Here is a 23,091-nt window from a genome sequence, read left to right as displayed (position 1 = left end):
CCACTCTACCGGTTCAGGGCGTTGGCCAGCGCCGTGACGACGGCCCCGGCAACCTCGTCCTTGGTGCCTGCGACCTGGATTTCGTCGGCGCCGTCGGCGGAGAGGACGGTCACCGTGTTGTCCTCGGTGCCGAAGCCGAGGGTGGCACCGACCTCGTTGACGACCAGCAGGTCGCAGCCCTTGCGGGCGAGCTTGGCGCGGGCGTGGTCCATGACCGAGCCTTCCTCGTCGCCGGTCTCGGCGGCGAATCCGACGATGACCGCCGGACCGGCAGCGGGGTCCGCGCGGCGCCGGTCCACCAGGCCCGCGAGGATGTCGGGGTTGCGGACGAGCGTGAGGGTGGGGGCGCCGTCGTCGCCCTTCTTCTTGATCTTGGAGCGGGCATAGTCGGCCGGGCGGAAGTCGGCGACGGCTGCCGCCATGACGACGGCGTCGGCCCCCTCACAGGCGTCGGTGACCGCTTCGCGCAACTCCAGGGCGGTGGAGGCGGTGAGCAGTTCCACGCCTTCGGGCACGCCGGTCTCCAGGTGGGCGGCGACGAGCTTGACGGTGGCCCCGGCGGCGAGGGCGGCGCGGGCGATGGCGGTTCCCTGCTTGCCGGAGGAGCGGTTGCCCAGGAAGCGGACCGGGTCCAGCGGCTCGCGGGTCCCCCCGGCGGAGACGACGACGGTGCGCCCGGCCAGGGCTCCCGCGGCACCGGGCCGGTCGCTGGTTGCGGGCGTGGTGGCCAGCAGCCGCTGGGCCTCGGCGAAGAGGTCCTGCGGGTCGGGCATCCGGCCGGGGCCGGAATCCTGGCCGGTGAGCCGTCCCACGGCCGGGTCGACGACGGTGACCCCGCGGGAGCGCAGTGTGGCGACGTTGGCCGTGGTGGCCGGGTTGTCCCACATTTCGGTGTGCATGGCCGGGGCGAGCATGACCGGGGCGCGGCTGGCCAGCACGGTGTTGGACAGCAGGTCGTTGGCCATGCCGGCGGCGAGCCGGGCCATCAGGTCGGCGGTGGCCGGGGCGATGACGACCAGGTCGGCGTCCTGGCCCAGCCGGACGTGGTTCACGTCCTCCACGGCCTCGAAGACGCTGGTGTGCACCGGCTGTCCGGAGAGGGCCTCCCAGGTGGCGCGGCCGACGAAGTGCAGCGACGCCTCGGTGGGCACCACGTCGACGTGGTGGCCCGACTCCTTAAACAGACGCAGCAGCGCCGCGACCTTGTACGCGGCGATTCCGCCGCCGATGCCAAGGACGATGCGCTGCTGGGCCGTCACGGTCTGCTGTTACTCGGCTGCTTCGGCCGTGGTGGGGTTGACCTGCAGCAGGCCCTCGTTGATCTCGCGCAGGGCGATGGAGAGCGGCTTCTCGTTGAGCTGGGTGTCGACCAGGGGGCCGACGTACTCGAACAGGCCCTCGTGCAGCTGCGAGTAGTAGGCGTTGATCTGGCGGGCGCGCTTGGCGGAGTTGATGACCAGGGCGTACTTGGAATCGGTGGTGGTCAGCAGCTCGTCGATCGGCGGATTGATGATGCCTTCAAGGTTCGTGGACACGAAGCCTCCAAATTCTGTGTGGTGTTCGTCGGTGCCGGCGGGTACCGCTACCGCTGGTGCGGTGTGAGCCCCATCTGGGAAACCAGCTCGTCGGCTGCGCGCTGGATGTCGTCGTTCACGATCGTGACGTCGAATTCCTTCTCGGCAGCAAGTTCCAGTTTAGCGGTATCGAGGCGCCTTTGCTGTTCCTCGGCCGTTTCGGTGCCGCGTCCGATGAGCCGGCGGACCAATTCGTCCCAACTTGGCGGGGCGAGGAAGACGAATTTCGCCTCCGGCAGCGACTGCTTGACCTGGCGGGCCCCTTGCAGGTCGATCTCCAGCAGGACGCTGCGGCCGGCGGCCACGGCCTCCTCGACCTTGGTGCGGATGGTCCCGTAGCGGTTGCGGCCGTGGACGACCGCCCACTCGAGCATGTCCCCGGCCGCGACCAGCTCCTCGAAGGCGTCGGGCCCGACGAAGAAGTAGTGCACGCCGTCCTGCTCGCCGGGCCGGGGGTCGCGCGTGGTCGCCGAGACCGAGAGCCAGACCTCCGGGTAGTGGTCGCGGATGTAGGTCGAGATGGTGCCCTTGCCCACGGCGGTGGGGCCGGCGAGAACGGTGACGGTCGGGTGGCTGGGAGCCGGCATGGTGTCCTTTGTTACTTTTTCTGGTGCGGCGGCGTGTCGGCGAAGTGGGCCAGCAGCGCCTCCTGCTGTTTGCGGCCCAGGCCGCGCAGCCGGCGGTTGGCCGAGATGCCGATCCGCTCCATCAGCGCTGCCGCCCTGACGGACCCTACCCCGGGGACCGATTCCAGCAGGTCAGCCACGCGCAAGCGCCCGACCGCCTCGTCGGTCCGGGCCAGGTCGAGCAGTTCGGCGATGCCGAGCCGGCCGCCGCCGAAGCTGTTCTTCACTTCGGCCCGGCGGGTGCGCGCAACCAGGGCCTTGGCCCGCGCCTTGGCGCGGTCCTCCTCCGATAATGACTTCAAAACCATAGCGTAATCCCCTGCCGGCTAGGAATCGGTCGTGACTAGGAACTGCACGCCACGTGCAACCGCTGCAACGACGTGATCCGAACCTAGCGAACCCGGGCACCGGGCGCAATGGCCCGGCGCCGGCAGGTCTCAGGAGCGCAGGTCCTCCTGGAGGCGCACTGCGGCCCCGCGCAGCGCGTCAACGGTGGGTCCGTGCCGGAGGATGTCGCGGCTGGAGGTGGGCACCAACTGGTCCCAGACCCCGCCGAAGACCCGGCGCAGGTCTGCCGGTGTCGCCCCCTGGGCCCCGAGCCCGGGGGCCAGGATCGGGGCGCGGCCGGCCGCGAGGTCGATGCCCAGGTCCTGCAGGGCCGGACCGACGGTGGCGCCGATGACCAGCCCCGTGGAGCCCAGCGGCGTCGCGTCGGCGTTCTCCGCCGCGGTGGCCTCGACGATGCCGCGGGCCACCGAGGCCGTCCCGCCCACGTGCTGGACGCTGGCGCCCTCCGGGTTGGAGGTCAGCCCGAGCACGAACACCCCGCGACCGGTCCGGGCGGCCAGATCCAGGGCCGGGCGCAGTGATTCGAAGCCCAGGTAGGGGCTCAGGGTCACTGCGTCGGCGGCCAGCGGCGAGCCGTCGGCCAGCCACGCGTCGGCGTAGGCGGCCATCGTGGAGCCGATGTCCCCGCGTTTGGCGTCGGCCAGGGACAGCAGCGAGGCCTCGGCGCAGGCCGCCAAGGTCCGCTCCAGGGCGGCGATCCCGGCCGAGCCGTGGCGTTCGAACAGCGCGACCTGGGGCTTGACGATCGCCACCGTCCCGGCCATCGCCTCCACGACGGCCAGGGCGAAGCGCTCGACCCCGGCCGCCGTGTCGGGCAGCGACCAGTCGGCCAGCAGCCCCGGGTGGGGGTCGATGCCCACGCAGAGCGGGCCCCGCTCCCCCATCGCCCGCGCCAGGCGGGCACCGAACGGGTCCCGGGTTCCGCCGTCGTGCCGGTCACCCATGGCTCAGGCCCCCGCGCGGGAGGCGTTGAGGCGCTCGGCGTGCTCCTGCAGGCTGGTGACCGACCATTCGTATTCGCGCATGGCCTGGATCGCCTGGATGGCGGCCCCGAATTCGGCGACCGTGGTGATCACCGGGGTGCCCACGGAGGTGGCGGCGGCACGGATCTCGTAGCCGTCCCCGCGCGCGTCGCCGCCGGAGGGGGTGTTCAGGATCATGTCGATCTTGCCGTCGGTGATCAGGTCGGTGATCGTCGGGTCGTTCTCCCCGGCACCCTCGCGGACCTTGCGGACCACGGTGGCGGAGATGCCGTTGCGGCGCAGGACCTCGGCGGTGCCGCCGGTGGAGACGATCTCGAAGCCCAGATCGGCCAGGTGCTTGACCGGCAGCACGATCGAGCGCTTGTCCCGGTTGGCGACGGAGACGAACACCCGGCCACTGGTGGGCAGCGGCGAGTTCGAGGCGGCCTGGCTCTTGGCGAAGGCGGTGTCGAAATGCTTGTCGATGCCCATCACCTCGCCGGTGGAGCGCATTTCCGGGCCGAGCAGCGAGTCCACGACCCGCCCCTCGGGGGTGCGGAACCGGGCGAAGGGCAGCACGGCCTCCTTGACCGAGACCGGGGAGTCGGCCGGCAGGACCGAGCCGTCGCCGCTGGCTGGCAGCAGGTGGTGGACGCTGCGCAGCTCGGCGATGGAGACCCCCGTACCGATCAGCGCCGCGGCCTTGGCCAGCTGGACGCCGGTGGCCTTGGAGACGAACGGGACCGTGCGCGAGGCGCGCGGGTTGGCCTCGATGACGTAGAGCACGTCGGAGGCCAGGGCGAACTGGATGTTGATCAGCCCGCGCACGCCCACCCCCTTGGCGATCGCCAGGGTGGCCTCGGCGACCCGGGCCTGCACGTCGGTGCCCAGGGTGATGGGCGGCAGCACGCAGGCCGAGTCGCCGGAGTGGATGCCGGCCTCCTCGATGTGCTCCATGATGCCGCCGACGTAGATGTCGGTGCCGTCGTAGAGGGCGTCGACGTCGATCTCGATGGCGTCCTCGAGGAACCGGTCCACCAGCACCGGGTGGTCCTCGGTGATCTCGGTCGCGTGGGCGATGTAGCGCTCCAGGTTGGGCTCGTCGTAGACGATCTCCATGCCCCGGCCGCCCAGCACGTACGAGGGGCGGACGAGGACGGGGTAGCCGATCTCGTCGGCGATCTTCTTGGCGTCCTCGAAGGAGACTGCGGTGCCGTTCTTCGGGGAGATCAGCCCGCCTTCCTCCAGCACGCGGGCGAAAGCACCGCGGTGTTCGGCCAGGTCGATGGCCTCCGGGGAGGTGCCCAGGATCGGCACGCCGGCGTCGGCGAGTTCCTGCGCGAGCTTCAGCGGGGTCTGGCCGCCGAGCTGGACGTAGACGCCCAGCACGCCACCGGTTTCCTGTTCGGCGTGGATGACCTCGAGCACGTCCTCGAGCGTGAGCGGCTCGAAGTACAGGCGGGTGGAGACGTCGTAGTCGGTGGAGACGGTCTCCGGGTTGCAGTTGACCATGACCGTCTCGTAGCCGGCCTCGCGCAGCGCCATGGTGGCGTGGACGCAGGAGTAGTCGAACTCGATGCCCTGCCCGATGCGGTTGGGGCCGGAGCCCAGGATGATGACCGACGGCTTCTCGTGGGCCTCGACCTCGGTCTCCTCGTCGTAGGAGGAGTAGTGGTAGGGCGTGTAGGCGGCGAACTCGGCGGCGCACGTGTCGACCGTCTTGTAGACCGGGCGGACGCCCAGGGCGTGGCGGACCCCGCGCACGACGGCCTCGGGGGTGTGCGTCAGCGCGCCGATCTGCTCGTCGGAGAAGCCGTGCCGCTTGGCCAGGCGCAGGATGTCCTCGCTCAGCGCCCCGGCGGTGCGGATCTGTTCGGCGACCTCGTTGATGAGCGACAGCTGGTCCAGGTACCAGGGGTCGATGCCGGTGGCCTCGAAGGTGTCCTCGATGCTGGCACCGCCCAGCAGGGCCTGCTGCACCATGGCCAGGCGGTCGGTCGAGCCGACCCGGCTGCGGGCGAGCAGCGAGGGCACGTCGACCGGATCGGGGGCAGTGAAGGTCAGCTGGGCGCCGCGCTGCTCGAGCGAGCGCAGTGCCTTCTGCAGGGCCTCGGTGAAGTTGCGCCCGATGGCCATGGCCTCGCCGACGGACTTCATGGTGGTGGTCAGTGTCGGGTCCGCCGCCGGGAACTTCTCGAACGCGAAGCGCGGGACCTTCACCACGACGTAGTCCAGGGTGGGCTCGAAGCTCGCCGGGGTCTTGCGCGTGATGTCGTTGGGGATCTCGTCGAGCGTGTAGCCCAGCGAGAGCTTGGTGGCGATCTTGGCGATGGCGAAGCCGGTGGCCTTCGAGGCCAGCGCCGAGGAGCGCGAGACACGCGGGTTCATCTCGATGACCACGACGCGGCCGGTGTCCGGTTCGATGGCGAACTGGATGTTGCAGCCGCCGGTGTCCACGCCGACCTCGCGGATGACCGCGATGGAGATGTCGCGCAGCTTCTGGTACTCGCGGTCGGTCAGCGTCATCGCCGGGGCGACGGTGATCGAGTCGCCGGTGTGCACGCCGACCGGGTCGAAGTTCTCGATGGAGCACACGACGACGACGTTGTCGTTCTTGTCGCGCATCATCTCCAGCTCGTATTCCTTCCAGCCCAGGATGGACTCCTCCAGGAGCACCTCGGAGGTCGGCGAATACTGGATGCCGGCGCCAGCGATGCGGCGCAGGTCCTCGGGGTTGTAGGCCATGCCGGAGCCGAGCCCGCCCATGGTGAAGGAGGGGCGCACGACGACGGGGTAGTTCAGCTGCTCGACGGCGGCGAAGGCCTCGTCCATGGAGTGCACGATGATCGACTTCGCCGATTCGGCGCCGCAGCGTTCGACGACGCCCTTGAACTTCTCGCGGTCCTCGCCGAGTTCGATGGCCTCGATGTTGGCGCCGATGAGCTCGACGTTGTAGCGCTGCAGGGCCCCTGACTTGTCCAGCGCGATGGCGGTGTTCAAGGCGGTCTGCCCGCCCAGGGTCGGCAGGATCGCGTCGGGGCGCTCCTTGGCGATGATCTTCTCGACGACCTCGGGGGTGATCGGTTCGATGTAGGTTGCGTCTGCGAACTCCGGGTCGGTCATGATGGTGGCCGGGTTGGAGTTGACCAGGATGACCCGCAGGCCCTCCTCGCGCAGCACGCGCAGGGCCTGGGTTCCGGAGTAGTCGAATTCGGCGGCCTGTCCGATGACGATCGGGCCCGACCCGATGACCAGGACTGACTTGAGGTCTTCGCGCTTGGGCATTACTTCTCTTCCTTGGAGGTCGTGGCGACGGAGCCGTGGGCGGCCATCACGTCGATGAAGCGGTCGAAGAGGTAGGCGGAGTCGTGGGGACCTGCCGCCGCCTCGGGGTGGTATTGGACGGAGGAGGCCGGGATGTCCAGGCAGCGCAGGCCCTCGACGACGTCGTCGTTCAGCGAGACGTGGGAGACCTCCACGCGGCCGTACCGCTCCTCGGGAGCCGCGAAGGCCCCGTCGCGGGGGGCGTCGACGGCGAAGCCGTGGTTCTGGCTGGTGATCTCCACCTTGCCGGTGCCCAGGTCCATGACGGGCTGGTTGATCCCGCGGTGGCCGTAGGGCAGCTTGTAGGTGCCGAAGCCCAATGCCCGGCCGAGTATCTGGTTGCCGAAGCAGATCCCGAAGAACGGGATGCGCGCGTCCAGGACGCGGCGCAGCGTGGCGACCTGCTCGTCGGCGGTGGCGGGGTCGCCGGGCCCGTTGGAGAGGAACACGCCGTCGGGCTGCACTGCGGTGATCTGCTCGAAGGTGGAAACGGCGGGCAGCACGTGCACGCGGACCCCGCGTTCGGCGAACCGCACCGGGGTCATCCCCTTCAGGCCCAGGTCGATGGCGGCGATGCTGAAGCGCGGCTCGCCGGTCCAGCCGTGATCGGACGGCTCGACGGTGTAGGGCTCGTCGACGCTGACCTCCTCGGCCAGGCGGGCCCCGGCCATGGGTGCCTGGGCGGTGACCTGTTCCAGCAGGGCGGCGTCGCTGGCGCGCGCGGCGTCGCCGGAGAAGATCCCGGCCTTCATGGCCCCGCGCTCGCGCAGGTGGCGAGTGATCGCGCGGGTGTCGACGCCCTGGATGCCCACGACGCCCTGGCGGGCCAGCTCGTCGTCCAGGGTGCCCTCGGAGCGCCAATTGGACGGGCGGCGGGCGGCGTCGCGGACGATGTAGCCGGCGACCCAGATGCGCCGGGACTCGTTGTCGGCCTGGTTCACGCCGGTGTTGCCGATGTGCGGGGCCGTTTGCACGACCAGCTGCCGGGCGTAGGAGGGGTCGGTGATGGTTTCCTGGTAGCCGGTCATGCCGGTGGCGAAGACTGCTTCGCCCAGCGCGGTGCCGCCGGCTCCGTAGGCGCGGCCGCGGAAGACCCGGCCGTCCTCCAGGACCAGTACTGCCGGCTCGGGGGTGGTGGTTGCGCTCATTGCTTGTCCTTCTTCGGTGCGGTGCGGTCGTCGGTCGACGCGGCGGGGCCGGCGTCAGGGATCAGGGATTCGGCGGCGGCCACCAGGGCTGCCATGTCCGCCGCCCGTTGGGGACGGAAGCCGGTGTCCAGGTGGTGGCCGCCCAGGCGCCAGCCCAGGACCAGCAGCCCGCCGGCTTCGACGAACTTGCCGGCCATGCCCGACTCGCGGCGGACCGATTCGAGGTCGGCCGCCGGGATGTACACGTCCGGGGCGCCGCCGCGGCTGAACAGGACGCCCTGGGGGTGGATGGTCAGGTCGGCGGTGGACTTCATGCCCAGGCCGTGGACGCTGATGCGGTCCAGCCAGTCCCCCGCCGTCGTGGTGGAGACGTACTGGCCGGCGGCTGCGGCCAGCGGCGCGTCCAGGTCCCCGGGGACCGCCGGCGGGGCGGCGACGTCGGCCTGGCGTGCCTGCCGGTGCCGCCAGCCCAGGCGCATGAGCGCCACCGCGGCGACCGCGACCACGACGATGCCGATGAGGTACGGGATGTACTCGTTCACGAGGCGGCCCCGGTGTAGGCGCGCGGGGTGTTCAGTGCGCCGTCGAGCACGGTGGGGTGGCCGTGGAAGAAGGTGGCGCGGACGCTGCCGGGCAGTTCCATGCCGGCGAAGGGCGAGTTGCGCCCCTTGGTGGCCATCTCCTCGGGTTTGACCGTCCACCGCGCGGCCGGGTCCACCAGGATCAGGTTGGCGGGCTCGCCGGCGGCCAGCGGACGGCCCTGGTCGGCCAGCCGGCCGATCGCCGCCGGGGTCGTGGAGGTGATCCGCGCGACGTCGTCCCAGCCGATCAGCCCGGTCTCGACCATGGTGTGCTGCACGACCGACAGTGCGGTCTCCAGCCCGGTCATGCCCATCGCGGCCTGGGCCCACTCGCAGTCCTTGGCCTCGGAGGGGTGCGGGGCATGGTCGGTGCCGATGACGTCGATGGTCCCGTCGGCCAGGCCGGCGCGCAGGGCCATGACGTCGGCCTCGCGGCGCAGCGGCGGGTTGACCTTGTAGACCGGGTCGTAGCTGCGCACCAGTTCGTCGGTGAGCAGCAGGTGGTGCGGGGTGACCTCGGCGGTGACGTCGATGCCCAGGGACTTGGCCCAGCGGATGATCTCCACGGAGCCGGCGGTGGAGACGTGGCAGACGTGCAGGCGCGAGCCCACATGCTGGGCCAGCAGCACGTCGCGGGCGATGATCGATTCCTCGGCGACGGCGGGCCACCCGGCCAGGCCCAGCACCGCCGAGACCTCGCCCTCGTTCATCTGCGCCCCCTCGGTCAGGCGCGGTTCCTGAGCGTGCTGGGCGATGACCCCGTCGAAGGCCTTGACGTATTCCAGGGCGCGGCGCATCAGCACCGGGTCCCAGACGCACATCCCGTCGTCGGAGAAGACCCGGACGCCGGCCCGCGAGTCGGCCATGGCCCCGAGTTCGGAGAGCCGTTCGCCGGCGAGTCCGACGGTGACCGCCCCGACCGGGCGCACGTCGACCCAGCCGCTGCGCTGGCCCAGGTTGTGGACCTGCTCCACGACGCCGGCGGTGTCGGCGACCGGGGTGGAGTTGGCCATCGCGTGCACTGCGGTGAAGCCGCCGCGGGCCGCGGCCCGGGTGCCGGTCTCGACGGTTTCGGCGTCCTCGCGTCCGGGTTCGCGCAGGTGGGTGTGCAGATCGACCATGCCGGGCAGGGCGATCAACCCGGTGGCGTCGATGACCTCGGCGCCGGCGGCGGCGGGGTGGGTGGCCGCCTGCTCGCCGGTGGCGGTGATGGCTCCGCCATCGATCAGCAGGTCGGTGGCGGGGCCGCCGGCGAGGGCGGCGCCGCGGATCAGGTAGGTGGTGCTCATGTGGTTCTCGATTCTCAGAGGGCGCCGGGACGCTGCGGGTCGGCGGACAGCAGCAGGTACAGGACGGCCATGCGCACGGCGACGCCATTGGACACCTGTTCCAGGACGGTCGAACGGGGCGAGTCGGCGGCCGCGGAGGAGATCTCCAGGCCGCGGTTCATCGGGCCGGGGTGCAGGATCACGGTCCCGCGTCCGGGCTGGGTGTCCAGGGCGGCCAGCCGGGCGTCGTCGAATCCCCAGCGGCGGGAGTACTCGCGGGCGCTGGGGAAGAACGAGGCGTGCTGGCGTTCGCCCTGCACGCGGAGCATCATCACCGCGTCGATCCCGCCGGCCAGGGTCGCATCCAGGTCGTAGCTGATCGTGCACGGCCAGGCCGAGGCCCCGACGGGCAGCAGCGTCGGCGGGGCGACCATGGTCACCTCGGCACCGAGCGTGCGCAGCAGCCACAGGTTCGACCGGGCAACCCGGGAGTGCAGGATGTCGCCGACGATCGCCACACGCATGCCCGCCAGGTCGGAGCCGGTGGAGGCGATGCCGCGGACGGCGGACCAGTGGTTGCGCAGCGTGAAGGCATCCAGCAGGGCCTGCGTGGGGTGTTCGTGCATCCCGTCGCCGGCGTTGACGACCGGCGCGTCGATCCAGCCGGCCGCGGCCAGCCGGGCCGGTGCCCCGGAGGAGCCGTGCCGGATGACCACGCCGTCGGCGCCGATGGCCTTCAGGGTCTGGGCGGTGTCTTTCAGCGATTCGCCCTTGGAGACCGAGGAGCCCTTGGCGGAGAAGTTGATGACGTCCGCGGAGAGGCGCTTGGCGGCGGCCTCGAAGGAGATGCGCGTGCGGGTGGAGTCCTCGAAGAAGAGGTTCACCACGGTGCGTCCGCGCAGGGCCGGGAGTTTCTTGACCTCGCGGGAGCCGACGGCCACCATGTCCTCGGCGATGTCCAGGATGCGGATGGCGTCCTCGCGGGCGAGGTCGGCGGTGGAGAGCAGGTGCCTCATGCCTGCCCCACGATCACGACGTCGTTGACCGGCGCCCCGTTCTCGGTGTCGAGTTCGCCCAGCCGGACCCTGACCTTCTCGGAGGCCGCGGTGGGCAGGTTCTTGCCGACATGGTCGGCGCGGATCGGCAGTTCGCGGTGGCCGCGATCGACCAGCACTGCCAGCCGTACGATCCGCGGGCGGCCCAGGTCGGACAGCGCGTCCAGGGCGGCGCGGATGGTGCGTCCGGAGTAGAGCACGTCGTCGACCAGGACCACGACCTTGCCGTCGATGCCGCCGGCCGGCAGCCGCGTCGGCACCGGTGTGCGGGTGGTGGAGTGGCGCAGGTCGTCCCGGTACATGGTGATGTCGAGCTGGCCGGTGATGGCCGCCGGGTCGGTGCCGGGCTCGGCGCGGGCGATGCGCTCGGCGAGCCGCTGGGCCAGGGGGAAGCCGCGGGTGGGGATGCCCAGCAGGACCAGGTCCTGGGTGCCCTTGTTGGCTTCGATGATTTCGTGCGCGATGCGGGTGAGCACGCGCGAGATGTCGGCTTCGGAGAGAACGGTCCGAACGCTGGTGGGTCCGGTGGGCCCGGTCCCGTGGGTGGCGCCTGGTGTTTCCATGATGCCGCCTCCTTCCCCGCCTCACTGGACGGAATTTAAAGGGTGACTGCCCGGTCAAAATTACCACAGGACGATGGCGGTGCCCGGGTCGGCAGTGACGCCGACGGTAATGCGTCGGCATTGTTTCGGATCCCCTGTGACCGGCCCCACTGCCCGGCCGCTGGATATGCTGATCCCATGAGCGCACACCCGCCCGGGCATCCCCAGTGGCACGGTCCGGATCCTTCCGCGCCCTTGACCCCTGCCTGGCCCCGCGACGAGCCGGCGGCGAACCTGTTCAGTGCCGCACGGCTGGCTGCGGTGAAGCCGCCGCGGCGGCACAGCGCCGGCCTGGTGGTGGTCCTGGTGTTCAGCTCGTTGCTGCTGATCGGCGTGGGAGTCTGGCTGGGACTGGTGCTGGGCACCGAGACCCTGTTCGTGGTGGGGCTGTTGGCCCTGTTCCCGTTGGGCGTGTGTCTGGCGGCGCTGCGCTGGATCGACCGGTGGGACCCCGAGCCCCGGCTGGCCCTGCTGTTCGCGTTCGCCTGGGGAGCCGGTGCCTCGATCGCCGGGAGCCTGATCTTCGGGGAGGCGTTCGGCAAGGCGTTTGCCGCGGTGGCCGCGGCGACCGGGCCGGACCTGTTCGGTGCCGTGGTGCAGGCCCCGGTCGTCGAGGAGACAATGAAGGGCCTGGGGGTGCTGCTGGTGTTCCTGGTTGCACGCTCCCACTTCGACGGGCCGGTGGACGGGATCGTCTACGGCGGCATGATCGCCGCGGGGTTCGCCTTCACGGAGAACATCCTGTACTTCTCCGACGCCTACGCGCAGGCCGGGACCGCGATGGTGCAGGTCTTCGTGCTGCGCGGGCTGTTTTCCCCGTTCGCCCACGTGATGTTCACCGCGTGGACCGGGTTCGCCCTGGGACTGGCCGCCCAGCGCGGGGCCCGGCGGCTGTGGCCGGTGTACTTCCTGCTGGGTCTGGTGCCGGCGATGATCGGCCACTTCCTGTGGAACGGGGGCATGGGGCTGATCTTCCAGGACTTCTGGACGTTCTACCTGCTGCTGCAGATGCCGTTGTTCGCCTGCGCGGTCGTCGTGGTGGTGCTGCTGCGCGCGGCCGAGCGGCGGCTGATCCGCCGGCGGTTGGGCGATTACGCGGAGGCCGGCTGGTTCACCGCCGAGGAGGTGGACATGTTCGCCACGCGCAACGGCAGGCGGCAGGCCGCGGGCTGGGCGGCGGTGATGGGGCACCGGACGGCGATGCGCGGTTTCACCCGCACGGCGATGCGCCTGGCCGCGACGCGCAACCGGATCGTCTCCGGCAGCAACCGGGAACGGGCTCTGCGGGACGAGGCCCGGCTGCTGGCCCTGATCCTGCAATACCGCACGATCCTCACCGGGCGTCCGGAGACGCCGGGGGTCATCTGACCGGCAGCACCTACGGCAACGGGTGCCGCCCCAGCGTGGGGCGGCACCCGTCGTCGTACTCTGTGGTTCCCGGCTCTGTGGTTCCCGGCGCTGCCGGGGACGGCTCAGGCCAGCAGCGTGGGCTTGAGCTGCTGGATGCGTCCGAGCAGGCCGTTGATGAACTCCGGGGAGTCGTCGGTGGAGAAGACCTTCGCGGTGGCGACGGCCTCGGAGACGGCGACCGCGTCGGGCACGTCGTCGTTGTACAGCAGTTCCCACGTGCCCAGGCGCAGGATGGTCCGGTCCACCGAGGGCATCCGGTCCAGGGTCCAGCCCTTGGCGTAGGTGCCCAGGATCTCGTCGATCCGTTCACCGTGGGCCATGACCCCCTCGATCAGCGTCAGCGTGTAGTCGTTGACGGTGATGTCGGTGGTCTCCCGGCGCAGCCGCATCGCCTCCAGGGGCGAGACGCCGCGCTGTTCGGCCTCGAACAGGACGTCCAGCGCCCGTCGCCGGGCCTTGGTGCGGGCACTCACTAGTTGACACGCCCCAGGTAGTCGCCCGTGCGGGTGTCGACCTTGACCTTGGTGCCCTGCTCCAGGAACAGCGGGACCTGGATCTCGTAGCCGGTCTCGACGGTGGCCGGCTTGGTGCCGGCGGAGGAGCGGTCGCCCTGCAGGCCCGGCTCGGTGTAGGTGATCTCCAGGACCACGGACGGCGGCAGCTCGACGTAGAGCACGGCGCCCTCGTGCATGGCGATGGTGACCATCTGGGATTCGAGCATGAAGTTCGCGGCGTCCCCGACGACCTTGCCCTCGACGGTGAGCTGGTCGAAGTCGGAGGTGTTCATGAACACGTAGTCGGCGCCGTCCTGGTACAGGTACTGGTAGTCGCGGCGGTCCACGGTGGCGGTCTCGATCTTGAGGCCCGCGTTGAAGGTCTTGTCCACGGTCTTGCCGGAGAGCACGTTGCGCATCTTGGTGCGGACGAAAGCGCCGCCCTTGCCGGGCTTGACGTGCTGGAACTCGACGATGGTCCACAGCTGGCCCTCCAGCTTGAGGACCGTGCCGTTCTTGATGTCGTTGGTCGTAGCCACGGGTACTCTCTCTGTTCAGTCCCGGTCCGGGCCCGTCACCGTGCTAGCGGACGGTGCGGCGGTCCAGGGCGCAATTGTCAAAAAACCATAGCCATTCTAGCGCACGGCGGTGGCCTTGGCCTGCGCTGCGGCCAGTGACCGGCGCGAGATCTCGATGCGGAAGGCCTCGTCCGCCGCGGCCGTGCGCAGCTCCAGGGCCGTGCGGAACCGGGTCACGGCCGCGTGGTAGTCCCCGACCGTGAAGTACAGGACGCCGAGCTGCTGCTGCAGGACGGCCTCGTGTTCGGTGTCCTTGAACTCGTCGATCAGGCTGCGCAACCGCTTAATGGCCCGTTCCGGATCGCCGCTGGCCCGCACGACGTCGGCGTCGACCACGCGCATCGGGAAGTTCTGCGGATCGAGCAGCCGGGTCTCGGTGACCAGTTCGGCCGCGGTGGCCACGTCGCCGCGGGCCACGTGGATCATGACCTGCTCGACGGGGTTCGCCCCGGCCAGGGCGGCGTGGGCCGCGTCGTCATCGACGACCTGGGCCAGGAGCGTGTCGGGGTGGATGGACAGTCCGGGGATGCCGGTCGGGATCCAGTCGATCGGCGTGGTCATTCGGCGATTTCCTGGTAGGCGGCGAAGAGCAGCGAGGTGTCGGGGACCTCCAGCATGCCGGGCTTGGCCAGCCCGTCGAGCACGACGAAGCGCAGCAGGTCCCCGCGCGCCTTCTTGTCCCGGCGCATGCCGTCCAGCAGCGAGGCCCAGCGGTCGCGGCGGTAGGCCACCGGCAGGCCGAGCGAGGACAGGACGTTGCGGTGCCGGTCGGCCAGTTCGTCGCTGATCCGCCCCACGGAGCGGGCTAGTTCGGCGGCGAAGACCAGGCCGATGGACACCGCGGCGCCGTGGCGCATCTGGTAGCGCTCGGCCAGCTCGATCGAGTGGCCCAGGGTGTGCCCGTAGTTCAGGAATTCCCGCTGGCCGGCCTCGTGCAGGTCCGCTGAGACGACCTGGGCCTTCACCGCGATGGAGCGCTCGATGATCTCGCGCAGCTCGGGGGTCCCGGCGGTGGAGGCAGCCTGCGGGTCGGCCTCGATGATGTCCAGGATGCGCGGGTCGGCGATGAATCCGCACTTCACGGCCTCGGCCAGGCCGGTGACCAGTTCGTTTGGCGGCAGCGTGGCCAGGGCGTCGAGGTCCACCAGCACCCCGGCGGGCGGGTGGAAGGCGCCCACGAGGTTCTTGCCCTCTGCGGTGTTGATGCCGGTCTTGCCGCCGACGGCGGCGTCGACCATGCCCAGCAGGCTGGTGGGCACGTGGACGACCTTGACCCCGCGCAGCCAGGTCGCGGCGACGAAGCCGGCAAGGTCCGAGACGGCGCCGCCGCCGACGGAGACCACCGCGTCGGAACGGGTGAAGTCGTTCTGGCCCAGCACCTGCCAGCAGAACGAGGCCACCTGGATGTGCTTGCCTTCCTCGGCGTCGGGGATCTCGGCGGTCATCGCGGTGAAACCGGCCGATTCCAGGTCGGACTTCACGGTGTCCCCGGTGGTGCGCAGGGCGCGGGGGTGGATGATCAGGACCTTGCGGACCCGTTCGCCCAACAGGGCGGGGAGCTCCCCCAGCAGGCCGCTGCCGACGACGACGTCGTAGTTCTGCTCGGGTGCCGACCCCGTGACGCTGATACGGGTCGAAGCGCTGCTCATGTGGTGATGCCTCCAGTGGTTGATGCACGACGCCGGTAGGCGTCGACGATGGTCTCGGCCAGTTCGGCCACGGTGCCGGTGCGGGCGTCGACGGTGACGGTGGCGCACTCGCGGTAGTGCCCGACGCGGGCGGTGAAGATCTCGACCCAGCGGGCCAGGGGGTCCCCCTCCAGCAGCGGTCGTCCCGTGCCGGAGATGCGGCCCCTGACGCTGTCCAGATCGGTTTCCAGGTAGACAGTGAAGCCACTGCGCAACAGCTCCCGGTTGCCCGCGGCCAGCACGGCGCCTCCGCCGGTGGCGACGACGGCGGCGCCGGGCCGGTCGGCGGCTGCTTGCAGGGCAGCGCTCTCCAGGGCACGGAAGGCCGGTTCCCCGCCGGCGGCGAAGATGTCGGCGATGCTGCCGTGTCGGCGGGTGATCTCGCTGTCGGTGTCGATGAAGGCCAGCCCGAGCCGGGCCGCCAGCTTCCGGCCGACCACCGACTTGCCGGTGGCCATGGGGCCGATCAGGAAGATGTCGCCGGACATCAGGGGCGCACCGCCGACCCCGGGGCCGCCACGGAGTCCCGGAACGCCTCCAGGTTGCGCCGGGTCTCGGCCAGCGAGTCGCCGCCGAACTTCTCGACGACGGCGTCGGCCAGGACCAGGGCGACCATGGCCTCGGCGACGACGCCGGCGGCCGGCACGGCGCAGACGTCGGAGCGCTGGTGGTGGGCCGTGGCTTCCTCGCCCGTGGCCACGTCGACGGTCCGCAGGGCGCGCGGGACCGTGGCGATCGGCTTCATGGCGGCCCGGACCCGCAGCGGGTCGCCGATGCTCATGCCGCCCTCAATGCCGCCGGCCCGGTTCGAGGCGCGGCGGATCTCCCCGTCCGGGCCGCGGACGATCTCGTCGTGGGCGGCCGAGCCGCGGCGGGCTGCGGTGAGGAAGCCGTCCCCAACCTCGACGCCTTTGATGGCCTGGATGCCCATGAGCGCGGCAGCGAGGCGCCCGTCGAGGCGGCGGTCCCAGTGCACGTAGGAGCCCAGCCCGGGGGGCAGGTTGTAGGCGATGACCTCCACGATGCCGCCGAGCGTCTCGCCGTCCTTGTGGGCGGCGTCGACCTCGGACACCATGGCGTCGGAGGTGTCGCGGTCGTAGCAGCGCAGCGGGTCCGCATCCAGGGCCACGACGTCGGACGGCAGCGGCAGGGCGGTGGATTCGGGCACGGACACCGTGCCGACGGCGACGGTGTGGCTGACCAGTTCGATCTCCAGCGACGCAAGGAACCGGGCGGCGGCAGTGCCCAGGGCCACGCGGGCGGCGGTCTCGCGGGCGCTGGCCCGTTCCAGGACCGGGCGCGCGTCATCGAAGCCGTACTTCTGCATGCCAGTGTAATCGGCGTGGCCAGGACGCGGCCGGGTCAACGGGGCGTTGCGGGCCAGTGATTCCAGTTCCACCGGGTCCACGGGGTCGGCGTTCATCACCTTCTCCCACTTGGGCCACTCGGTGTTGGCGACCTCGATGGCCACCGGGCCGCCCTGGGTCAGCCCGTGGCGTACTCCCCCGACGAAGGTGACCTGGTCCTTCTCGAATTTCATCCGGGCACCGCGGCCGTAGCCCAGCCGGCGCCGGGCGAGCGCATCCTGGACATCGGTGGTGGTCAGGGGCACGCCGGCAGGCAGGCCCTCCAGGATTCCTACGAGCGCGGGGCCATGTGATTCGCCCGCCGTCAACCAACGCAACATGAAGACCATACTGCCATGCCACAGGGTCAACGGATCGGGTGCGGCAGCCCCACTGCGTCACACATCACATTTGTGACATGGGGCCAATCGGCCTCGCTGGTGCCGGTGAACAAGCGGACTTGGCCGACGGCCTGGTGCACCAGCATCGACAGCCCGCCGACCACCGAACCACCGGCCGCGGACCAGGCCGCGGCGATGGCACTGGGCCAGGGGTCGTAGGCCACGTCGAGCAACGGCGTGCCCGGCGCCAGGCCGTCCAATCCCAGCGCGTCGATGAACTCGTCGGCGGCATGCGGCGGAAGTGTGGAGACAACGGCGTCGTACTGGTGCATGCGCCCGCCGGCGGTGTGGGCGTCGACGGCCTCGGCCCGGCACCCGCCTGCGGCCGCCAGGGCCAGGACGTCCGCGGCCCGGCCTGCGTCGCGGACCACGAAGTCCAGCTGCCGTGCTCCCAGCAATTGCAACGCGGCGGTCGCAGCGGTCGCCGTCCCCCCGGCCCCGAGGATGGCCACGGAGCGCACCGCGGTAGCCCCGGCGTCGCCCAGGGCCTGCACGATGCCGTCGACGTCGGTGTTCTCCCCGTGCAGGCGGACCGACCCCGGGCTGCCGCTGGCCACAATGGTGTTGAGCACCCCCAGCCGACTGACCCGCTCCGAAACGCTGTCCATGAGCGGGACCATGGCCTGCTTCAGCGGCATGGTCACCGAGGCGCCCCGCCAACCGGGTTCGTCGCGGAGCATCCGGGCCAGCCGGGCCGCCTCGGACGCGCCCGCTTCGATGGCCCAGTAGTCGAGGTCGACCCCGAGCTCCGCGTAGGCGGCCCGGTGCAGTGCGGGTGACTTGGAATGGCCGATCGGCTGGCCGAAAACAGCGGCCCGGCCGGCGGCACTCACTTGCAGATGTCCTCGTGCGCCCCGCACCAGTCACGGAATTCCTGCTGGTAGACCTGGTGCTGCTCGTAGGTCTCGGCGAACTTCGTCTCACCCGTTTGCGTATTCACGGTCACCCAGTAGTAGTAGTCGTTGTCCTCCGGGTGGATGGCGGCCTCGATCGCGCTGTCCCCCGGCGAGCCTATGGGCGTTGGGGGCAGGCCCTTGTGCTCGTAGGTGTTGTAGGGGTTGCTCGCGTCGTGCTTTTCCTCCGCGGTGAACTGCAGGGAGTACTGGCCTAGGCCGTAAATGACGCTGGAGTCGACCTGGAGGTAGCCACCGGTTTCCGTGTTGCCCGGCTTCAACCGGTTGTCCAGGGCGCCCGAGACCGTCTTGTAGTCCTCGGGACGGGCCTCGGCCTGCAGGATGCTGGCGATCTTGAGCATCTTGTATTGCTCGGCGGGGTCGGTCACTCCCTGGCTGGTGAGTTCCTTCACGGTCGCATCGACCATCTGCTGCAGGATGTCCTTGGCGCTGGCATCCAGCGGGAACCGGTACTGGCCCGGGTGCAGGAAGCCCTCGAGGTTCTTTACCGGGTCCTTCAGCCCGAACTCCCCCGGCTTCTCGTTCAGGGCCTCGAGCTCGTCGATGGAGATGCCGGTGGCCCTGTTGATCTGTTCGAAGACGGCGTCGGTGCGGATGTTCTGCTTGATCGGGACGTAGTTGACCTTCTCGCCCGCTTCCCCGATCAGGATGGTGGCGGCGTCCACGGCCGGCATCTTGTACTTCATCTCGTACTCACCGGGGTGGATGACCTTGCTCTCGGCATCGACCTGCGGAATGGCCTCGATGAAGAGCTCCTCGCTGGCCACGATCCCCGACTCGGTCAGGTGCCGGCCGATCTGCGACGGTCCCCAGCCCGGTTCCACGGTGAAGGTGACTTCGCCTTCCCCGGGGCCGGCGTAGTCCTCGGGGTTCCACATGCCCAGCACGTTCTGCAGCACCAGGACCGTCCCGGCCAGGATGACCGCGAAAATGGCGACCATGACCGTCATGATGATGTTGCGGCGACGGCGACGGCGCTTGCGCACGCCCGGGGCGGTCCGCTCCCCGGAGAGCAGGAGGGCCGCGGTGGGATCGTCCTCGTCGTCCGACGGCTCCGGTGCCGCAGCGGCCTCGGCGTCGTCCGTGGGCGGGACCGTGCCGCCGTCGAGGATCTCCTCCTGGTCGTGTCGGGGGACGCCGGTAACCGGCGGATGGGCCTCGAGGACTTCGGCGTGGTGGTGGTCGCGGTCTGCGAGCTCCGAGGCCGGGTCGGCGATGGCCTTCTGCTTCGTGCCAGCGGGGTCGGGGTCGCCGTGTTCGGAGCCTGCGGCGGCCGGCTCTGGTTCCCCGGCCGCTGCCGCACGCCGGGAGACGCGTCCAGCGTCGGGGTCCGAGCTGCCCGCAGTGAAGTGGTCGTCCAGCGGCGCGGTGCCTTCGGCGCGGCGGCGACCGGACCGAAGGCGGCGGAACGGCGCGCCGCCGTGTGGCGCCGCGGCGCTGTCCTGAGGGTCGCCGGATTCGGCACCGGCGCCCCCGGGATGCTTCTCGTTCATCAGTTGGTGTCCTTCAGTCAAGGTCCGTGCTGTCGGGTCGCGAGCCGTGCCCCACGGCCATTCCTACGTCCCGCTGTAGTGATTTTTGCATGTCCAGCGCTTGTTGCAGGATATCTGCCGCGGCCACCTGGTCCACAACCTGGCGGTGTTTGCGCCCGTCAAGGCCCGATTCGTGCAGCGCCCGGTGGGCCGAGACGGTGGTGAGGCGTTCGTCGATCAGGCGTACTGCGACGCCGGGGGCCGAACGGGCCAACTCCACGGCCAGGTGTTCGGCGTAGTCACGGGCCATGGTCGTGGAGGCCGTCTCGCTGCCGCGCAGCGAGCGGGGCAGGCCGACGAAGACCTGCACGGCAGCATGCTCCACGGCCATCCGGGCCAGGACCCGGATGTCGCTGTTCTTCTTCTGGTCGCGCTTGAGCGTCTTCAAGGGGGTGGCCAGGACGCCGTCGGGGTCGCACAGCGCGACCCCGACGCGGGCCATGCCCACATCGACGCCCAGTTTCACCCCGCGCGGGACGTCCACGCCCGCGGACGAAATCAGGACCGCCCCGAGATCTGCTGGACGACGGCGGAGAGCGCCTCGGAGGTCTTGGAGGCATCGGACCCGCCGCCCTGGGCCACGTCGTCCTTCCCGCCTCCCCCGCCACCGAGGATCCCGGCGGCAGTACGGACCAGGGCCCCGGCCTTGACGCCGAGTCCCCGGGCCGCCTCGTTGGTCGCCACCAGCACCAGCGGACGCGCATTCGCAACGCCGGTCAGCGCCACGGTGGCCGGATCGGAGCCCAGACGGGAGCGCAGATCCAGCGCCAGGGCCCGCAGGTCGTCCGCGGAGGCAACGGGACCGGCCTCGTGCGCCAGAACGCGGACTCCGGAAACGTCGTGTGCCTGCGAGACGAGTGCGGCGGCCTGGGCCGTGCGCTGTTCGGCCCGCAGCCGCTCGATTTCCTTCTCGGCGGCCTTGAGCTTGGCCAGTGTCGCGTGGACGCGGTCCGTCAATTCCGCCGAGGGCACGCGGAAGAGTTCCGTCAGCTCGTTGACGAGGGTTCGTTCGGCGGCACCGTGGCGGAAGGCCTCCATGCCCACCAGGGCCTCGACCCGGCGGTTGCCGGAGCCCACGGACTGTTCGCCCAGCAGCGTGAGCGTGCCGATCTGCGAGGTGTTGGACACGTGGGTGCCACCGCACAGCTCGCGGGACCAGGCCCCGTCGATTTCCACGACGCGGACGGTGTTGCCGTACTTCTCGCCGAACAGGCTCATCGCGCCGAGGTTCTTCGCTTCGGCCAGCGGCATGGTGCTGGTCTGCACCTCGTAGTCGTTCCGGATGGCCAGGTTGGCGACTTCCTCCACCTCGGACCGGGCGGCCGGGGACAGGGCCTCGGTCCAGCTGAAGTCGAAGCGCAGGTAGCCGGCCTTGTTGAAGGAGCCGGACTGCAGGGCCTCGGGGCCCAGGATCTGGTGCAGGGCGGCATGGACCAGGTGGGTGGCCGAGTGCGCCTGTTCGCCGGAACGCCGGCGCTGCGTGTCGACGGCGGCGGTGACCTGGGCGTCGGCGGGCAGCTCGCCCTCGCGCACGACGGCGCGGTGCACCGAGAGGCCCTTCACGGGGGACTGCACATCGAGGACCTCGACGACGAACCCGTCGCCGGTGATCAGTCCGACGTCGGCCGCCTGGCCACCCGCTTCCGCGTAGAAGGGGGTTTCGTTGAGCACGAGCTCGACTTCCTGGCCCTGTTCGGCGTAGGGCACCAGTTCGCCGTCGCGCACGATGCCGCGGACCGAGGAGCCGCTGGTCAGCTCGTCGTAGCCGGTGAAGATGGTGTCGCCGGCACCGTGGAGCTGGGTGAAGACGGACAGGTCGGCGTGGCCCGCCTTCTTGGCCTTCGCGTCCTGCTGGGCGCGCTGACGCTGTTCGGCCATCAGCGTGCGGAAGGCGTCCTCGTCGACGGCCAGACCGGCCTCCGAGGCCATCTCCAGGGTCAGGTCGATTGGGAAGCCGTAGGTGTCGTGCAGGGCGAACGCCTCGGCACCGGACAGTGCGCTGCCGGCTGCCTTGGACGCGGAGACTGCCTGCTCCAGGCGTGCGGTGCCGCTGGCGATGGTGCGCAGGAAGGCACGCTCTTCGGCGTAGGCGATGCGGGAGATGCGGGCGAAGTCGGTGTCGACCTCGGGGTAGACGCCCTTCATGGCGTCGCGGGAGACCGGCAGCAGTTCCGGCAGCACCGGTTCCTCCACGCCCAGCAACCGCATGGCGCGGACCGCGCGGCGGATCAGGCGGCGCAGCACGTACCCGCGGCCCTCGTTGGACGGGCTGACGCCGTCGCTGATGAGCATCAGGGCCGACCGGATGTGGTCGCCCACGACCCGCAGGCGGACGTCGTCGGTATGGTGGGGGTCTTCGGGGTCCTCGGTGGAGGTGTATTCCCGTCCCGACAGCTCGGCTGCGTGGTCCAGTACGGGACGGACCTGGTCCGTCTCGTACATGTTCTCCACGTCCTGGAGGATCATCGCCAAGCGCTCCAGGCCGAGGCCGGTGTCGATGTTCTTCTGCGGAAGTTCCCCGGCGACGTCGAAGTCCGTCTTGGAGCGCACCGCGGAGAGCTGGTACTGCATGAACACGAGGTTCCAGATCTCGATGAAGCGCGTTTCATCCACCGCGGGACCGCCGTCGCGCCCATAGGCGGGGCCGCGGTCGTAGTAGATCTCCGAGCAGGGGCCGCCGGGGCCGGCCTGGCCGGTGCTCCAGTAGTTGTCCTCCTTGCCGGTGCCCACGATGCGCTCTTCGGGGATGCCGATCTGGTCGCGCCAGATCGCGCGCGCCTCGTCGTCGCGCTCGTCGCCGTCCTCGTAGACGGTGACCCACAGACGGTCGGGGTCCAGGCCGAAGCAGCCGTCGTCGACGGAACCGGTGAGCAGCTCCCAGGCGAAGGCGATGGCCTCGGCCTTGAAGTAGTCGCCGAAGGAGAAGTTGCCAGCCATCTGGAAGAAGGTGCCGTGGCGCACGGTCTTGCCGACTTCGTCGATGTCGGCGGTGCGGATGCACTTCTGGACGCTGACGGCGCGGTTGTAGGGGGCGGTTTCCCGGGCGGTGAGGTAAGGGATGAACGGGACCATGCCCGCAACGGTGAACAGCAGTGACGGATCGCTGGAGACCAGCGAGGCGCTGGGCACCGGGGTGTGGCCCCTGGCGGCGAAGAACTCGATCCACCGGGTGGCGATTTCCTGCGATTTCATGGCTGCTGATGATCCCTTCGTGGAACGGCTGAGAGGCGGTGGGTGGCA

At 70.4% G+C, this 23,091-nt stretch carries 22 protein-coding genes; 1 reads left to right on the top strand and 21 read right to left on the bottom strand.

The genetic code is table 11. The features are described 5' to 3' along the window. Positions 1 to 5: 5 nt before the first annotated feature. From coaBC to pyrR, 11 genes are all read right to left on the bottom strand, one after another. A complete protein-coding gene (gene coaBC, locus AB8M85_RS12760; RefSeq protein WP_372699205.1) occupies positions 6 to 1,259 on the bottom strand; it encodes a bifunctional phosphopantothenoylcysteine decarboxylase/phosphopantothenate--cysteine ligase CoaBC in 1,254 nt (417 codons plus the stop codon). A 9-nt stretch (positions 1,260 to 1,268) separates the two neighbouring features. After that, positions 1,269 to 1,535 carry a DNA-directed RNA polymerase subunit omega gene (rpoZ, locus tag AB8M85_RS12755; protein ID WP_372699204.1) on the bottom strand — a complete coding sequence of 89 codons (267 nt, stop codon included), beginning with the start codon at positions 1,533 to 1,535 and terminating at the stop codon, positions 1,269 to 1,271. A gap of 47 nt (positions 1,536 to 1,582) precedes the next feature. Further along, a complete protein-coding gene (gene gmk / locus AB8M85_RS12750) occupies positions 1,583 to 2,161 on the bottom strand; it encodes a guanylate kinase (protein ID WP_372699203.1) in 579 nt (192 codons plus the stop codon). 11 nt (positions 2,162 to 2,172) lie between these two features. Beyond that, positions 2,173 to 2,508: an integration host factor, actinobacterial type gene (mihF, locus tag AB8M85_RS12745; protein WP_372699202.1), complete on the bottom strand. Its 336-nt coding sequence runs from the start codon at positions 2,506 to 2,508 to the stop codon at positions 2,173 to 2,175. A gap of 129 nt (positions 2,509 to 2,637) precedes the next feature. After that, the gene (gene pyrF, locus AB8M85_RS12740; protein ID WP_372699201.1) at positions 2,638 to 3,492 is read right to left on the bottom strand and encodes an orotidine-5'-phosphate decarboxylase; all 855 of its coding nucleotides are present in this window, start codon (positions 3,490 to 3,492) and stop codon (positions 2,638 to 2,640) included. 3 nt (positions 3,493 to 3,495) lie between these two features. Next, positions 3,496 to 6,795 (bottom strand): carbamoyl-phosphate synthase large subunit, encoded by a 3,300-nt coding sequence (gene carB, locus AB8M85_RS12735; RefSeq protein ID WP_372699200.1) that lies wholly within the window; start codon positions 6,793 to 6,795, stop codon positions 3,496 to 3,498. Next, positions 6,795 to 7,982, bottom strand: a complete 1,188-nt coding sequence (gene carA / locus AB8M85_RS12730; RefSeq protein WP_372699199.1) for a glutamine-hydrolyzing carbamoyl-phosphate synthase small subunit — start codon at positions 7,980 to 7,982, stop codon at positions 6,795 to 6,797. Before carA ends, carB begins: the two co-directional genes overlap by 1 nt. After that, entirely contained in the window at positions 7,979 to 8,524 is a 546-nt protein-coding gene (locus AB8M85_RS12725) for a hypothetical protein (RefSeq protein WP_372699198.1), read from the bottom strand. The genes carA and AB8M85_RS12725 overlap by 4 nt, the downstream gene beginning before the upstream one ends. Further along, entirely contained in the window at positions 8,521 to 9,852 is a 1,332-nt protein-coding gene (locus tag AB8M85_RS12720) for a dihydroorotase (protein ID WP_372699197.1), read from the bottom strand. Before AB8M85_RS12720 ends, AB8M85_RS12725 begins: the two co-directional genes overlap by 4 nt. A gap of 14 nt (positions 9,853 to 9,866) precedes the next feature. Beyond that, positions 9,867 to 10,847: an aspartate carbamoyltransferase catalytic subunit gene (locus AB8M85_RS12715; RefSeq protein ID WP_372699196.1), complete on the bottom strand. Its 981-nt coding sequence runs from the start codon at positions 10,845 to 10,847 to the stop codon at positions 9,867 to 9,869. Then, the gene (gene pyrR / locus AB8M85_RS12710; RefSeq protein ID WP_372699195.1) at positions 10,844 to 11,449 is read right to left on the bottom strand and encodes a bifunctional pyr operon transcriptional regulator/uracil phosphoribosyltransferase PyrR; all 606 of its coding nucleotides are present in this window, start codon (positions 11,447 to 11,449) and stop codon (positions 10,844 to 10,846) included. Before pyrR ends, AB8M85_RS12715 begins: the two co-directional genes overlap by 4 nt. A gap of 177 nt (positions 11,450 to 11,626) precedes the next feature. Between pyrR and AB8M85_RS12705 the strand changes: the two genes are divergently transcribed. Further along, positions 11,627 to 12,856, top strand: a complete 1,230-nt coding sequence (locus tag AB8M85_RS12705) for a PrsW family intramembrane metalloprotease (RefSeq protein WP_372699194.1) — start codon at positions 11,627 to 11,629, stop codon at positions 12,854 to 12,856. 104 nt (positions 12,857 to 12,960) lie between these two features. Here AB8M85_RS12705 and nusB read toward each other — a convergent pair whose 3' ends face one another. The 10 genes from nusB to alaS form a co-directional block, all read right to left on the bottom strand. Beyond that, complete coding sequence (gene nusB / locus AB8M85_RS12700; RefSeq protein WP_372699193.1) at positions 12,961 to 13,371, bottom strand: transcription antitermination factor NusB; 411 nt, start codon at positions 13,369 to 13,371, stop codon at positions 12,961 to 12,963. Further along, entirely contained in the window at positions 13,371 to 13,931 is a 561-nt protein-coding gene (efp, locus tag AB8M85_RS12695; protein ID WP_372699192.1) for an elongation factor P, read from the bottom strand. The genes nusB and efp overlap by 1 nt, the downstream gene beginning before the upstream one ends. 96 nt (positions 13,932 to 14,027) lie before the next feature. Then, entirely contained in the window at positions 14,028 to 14,531 is a 504-nt protein-coding gene (locus AB8M85_RS12690) for a tetratricopeptide repeat protein (protein ID WP_372699191.1), read from the bottom strand. Beyond that, positions 14,528 to 15,619, bottom strand: a complete 1,092-nt coding sequence (aroB, locus tag AB8M85_RS12685; protein ID WP_372699190.1) for a 3-dehydroquinate synthase — start codon at positions 15,617 to 15,619, stop codon at positions 14,528 to 14,530. The genes AB8M85_RS12690 and aroB overlap by 4 nt, the downstream gene beginning before the upstream one ends. Next, positions 15,616 to 16,146: a shikimate kinase gene (locus AB8M85_RS12680; RefSeq protein WP_372699189.1), complete on the bottom strand. Its 531-nt coding sequence runs from the start codon at positions 16,144 to 16,146 to the stop codon at positions 15,616 to 15,618. Before AB8M85_RS12680 ends, aroB begins: the two co-directional genes overlap by 4 nt. Beyond that, positions 16,146 to 17,345 (bottom strand): chorismate synthase, encoded by a 1,200-nt coding sequence (gene aroC / locus AB8M85_RS12675; RefSeq protein WP_372699188.1) that lies wholly within the window; start codon positions 17,343 to 17,345, stop codon positions 16,146 to 16,148. The genes AB8M85_RS12680 and aroC overlap by 1 nt, the downstream gene beginning before the upstream one ends. A 26-nt stretch (positions 17,346 to 17,371) precedes the next feature. After that, a complete protein-coding gene (locus AB8M85_RS12670) occupies positions 17,372 to 18,238 on the bottom strand; it encodes a shikimate dehydrogenase (RefSeq protein ID WP_372699187.1) in 867 nt (288 codons plus the stop codon). Next, entirely contained in the window at positions 18,235 to 19,812 is a 1,578-nt protein-coding gene (mltG, locus tag AB8M85_RS12665; protein WP_372699186.1) for an endolytic transglycosylase MltG, read from the bottom strand. The genes AB8M85_RS12670 and mltG overlap by 4 nt, the downstream gene beginning before the upstream one ends. A gap of 13 nt (positions 19,813 to 19,825) precedes the next feature. Next, positions 19,826 to 20,335 carry a Holliday junction resolvase RuvX gene (gene ruvX / locus AB8M85_RS12660; protein ID WP_372699185.1) on the bottom strand — a complete coding sequence of 170 codons (510 nt, stop codon included), beginning with the start codon at positions 20,333 to 20,335 and terminating at the stop codon, positions 19,826 to 19,828. A 14-nt stretch (positions 20,336 to 20,349) separates the two neighbouring features. Then, positions 20,350 to 23,043 (bottom strand): alanine--tRNA ligase, encoded by a 2,694-nt coding sequence (gene alaS / locus AB8M85_RS12655; RefSeq protein WP_372699184.1) that lies wholly within the window; start codon positions 23,041 to 23,043, stop codon positions 20,350 to 20,352. Positions 23,044 to 23,091 lie beyond the last annotated feature (48 nt).

Origin of the sequence: Arthrobacter sp. JSM 101049, from assembly GCF_041679245.1 — a bacterium.
Classification (GTDB): Bacteria; Actinomycetota; Actinomycetes; order Actinomycetales; family Micrococcaceae; genus Arthrobacter_H.
Note: the sequence above shows the minus strand (reverse complement) of the source record. Positions and strands in the feature narration are given on the sequence as shown.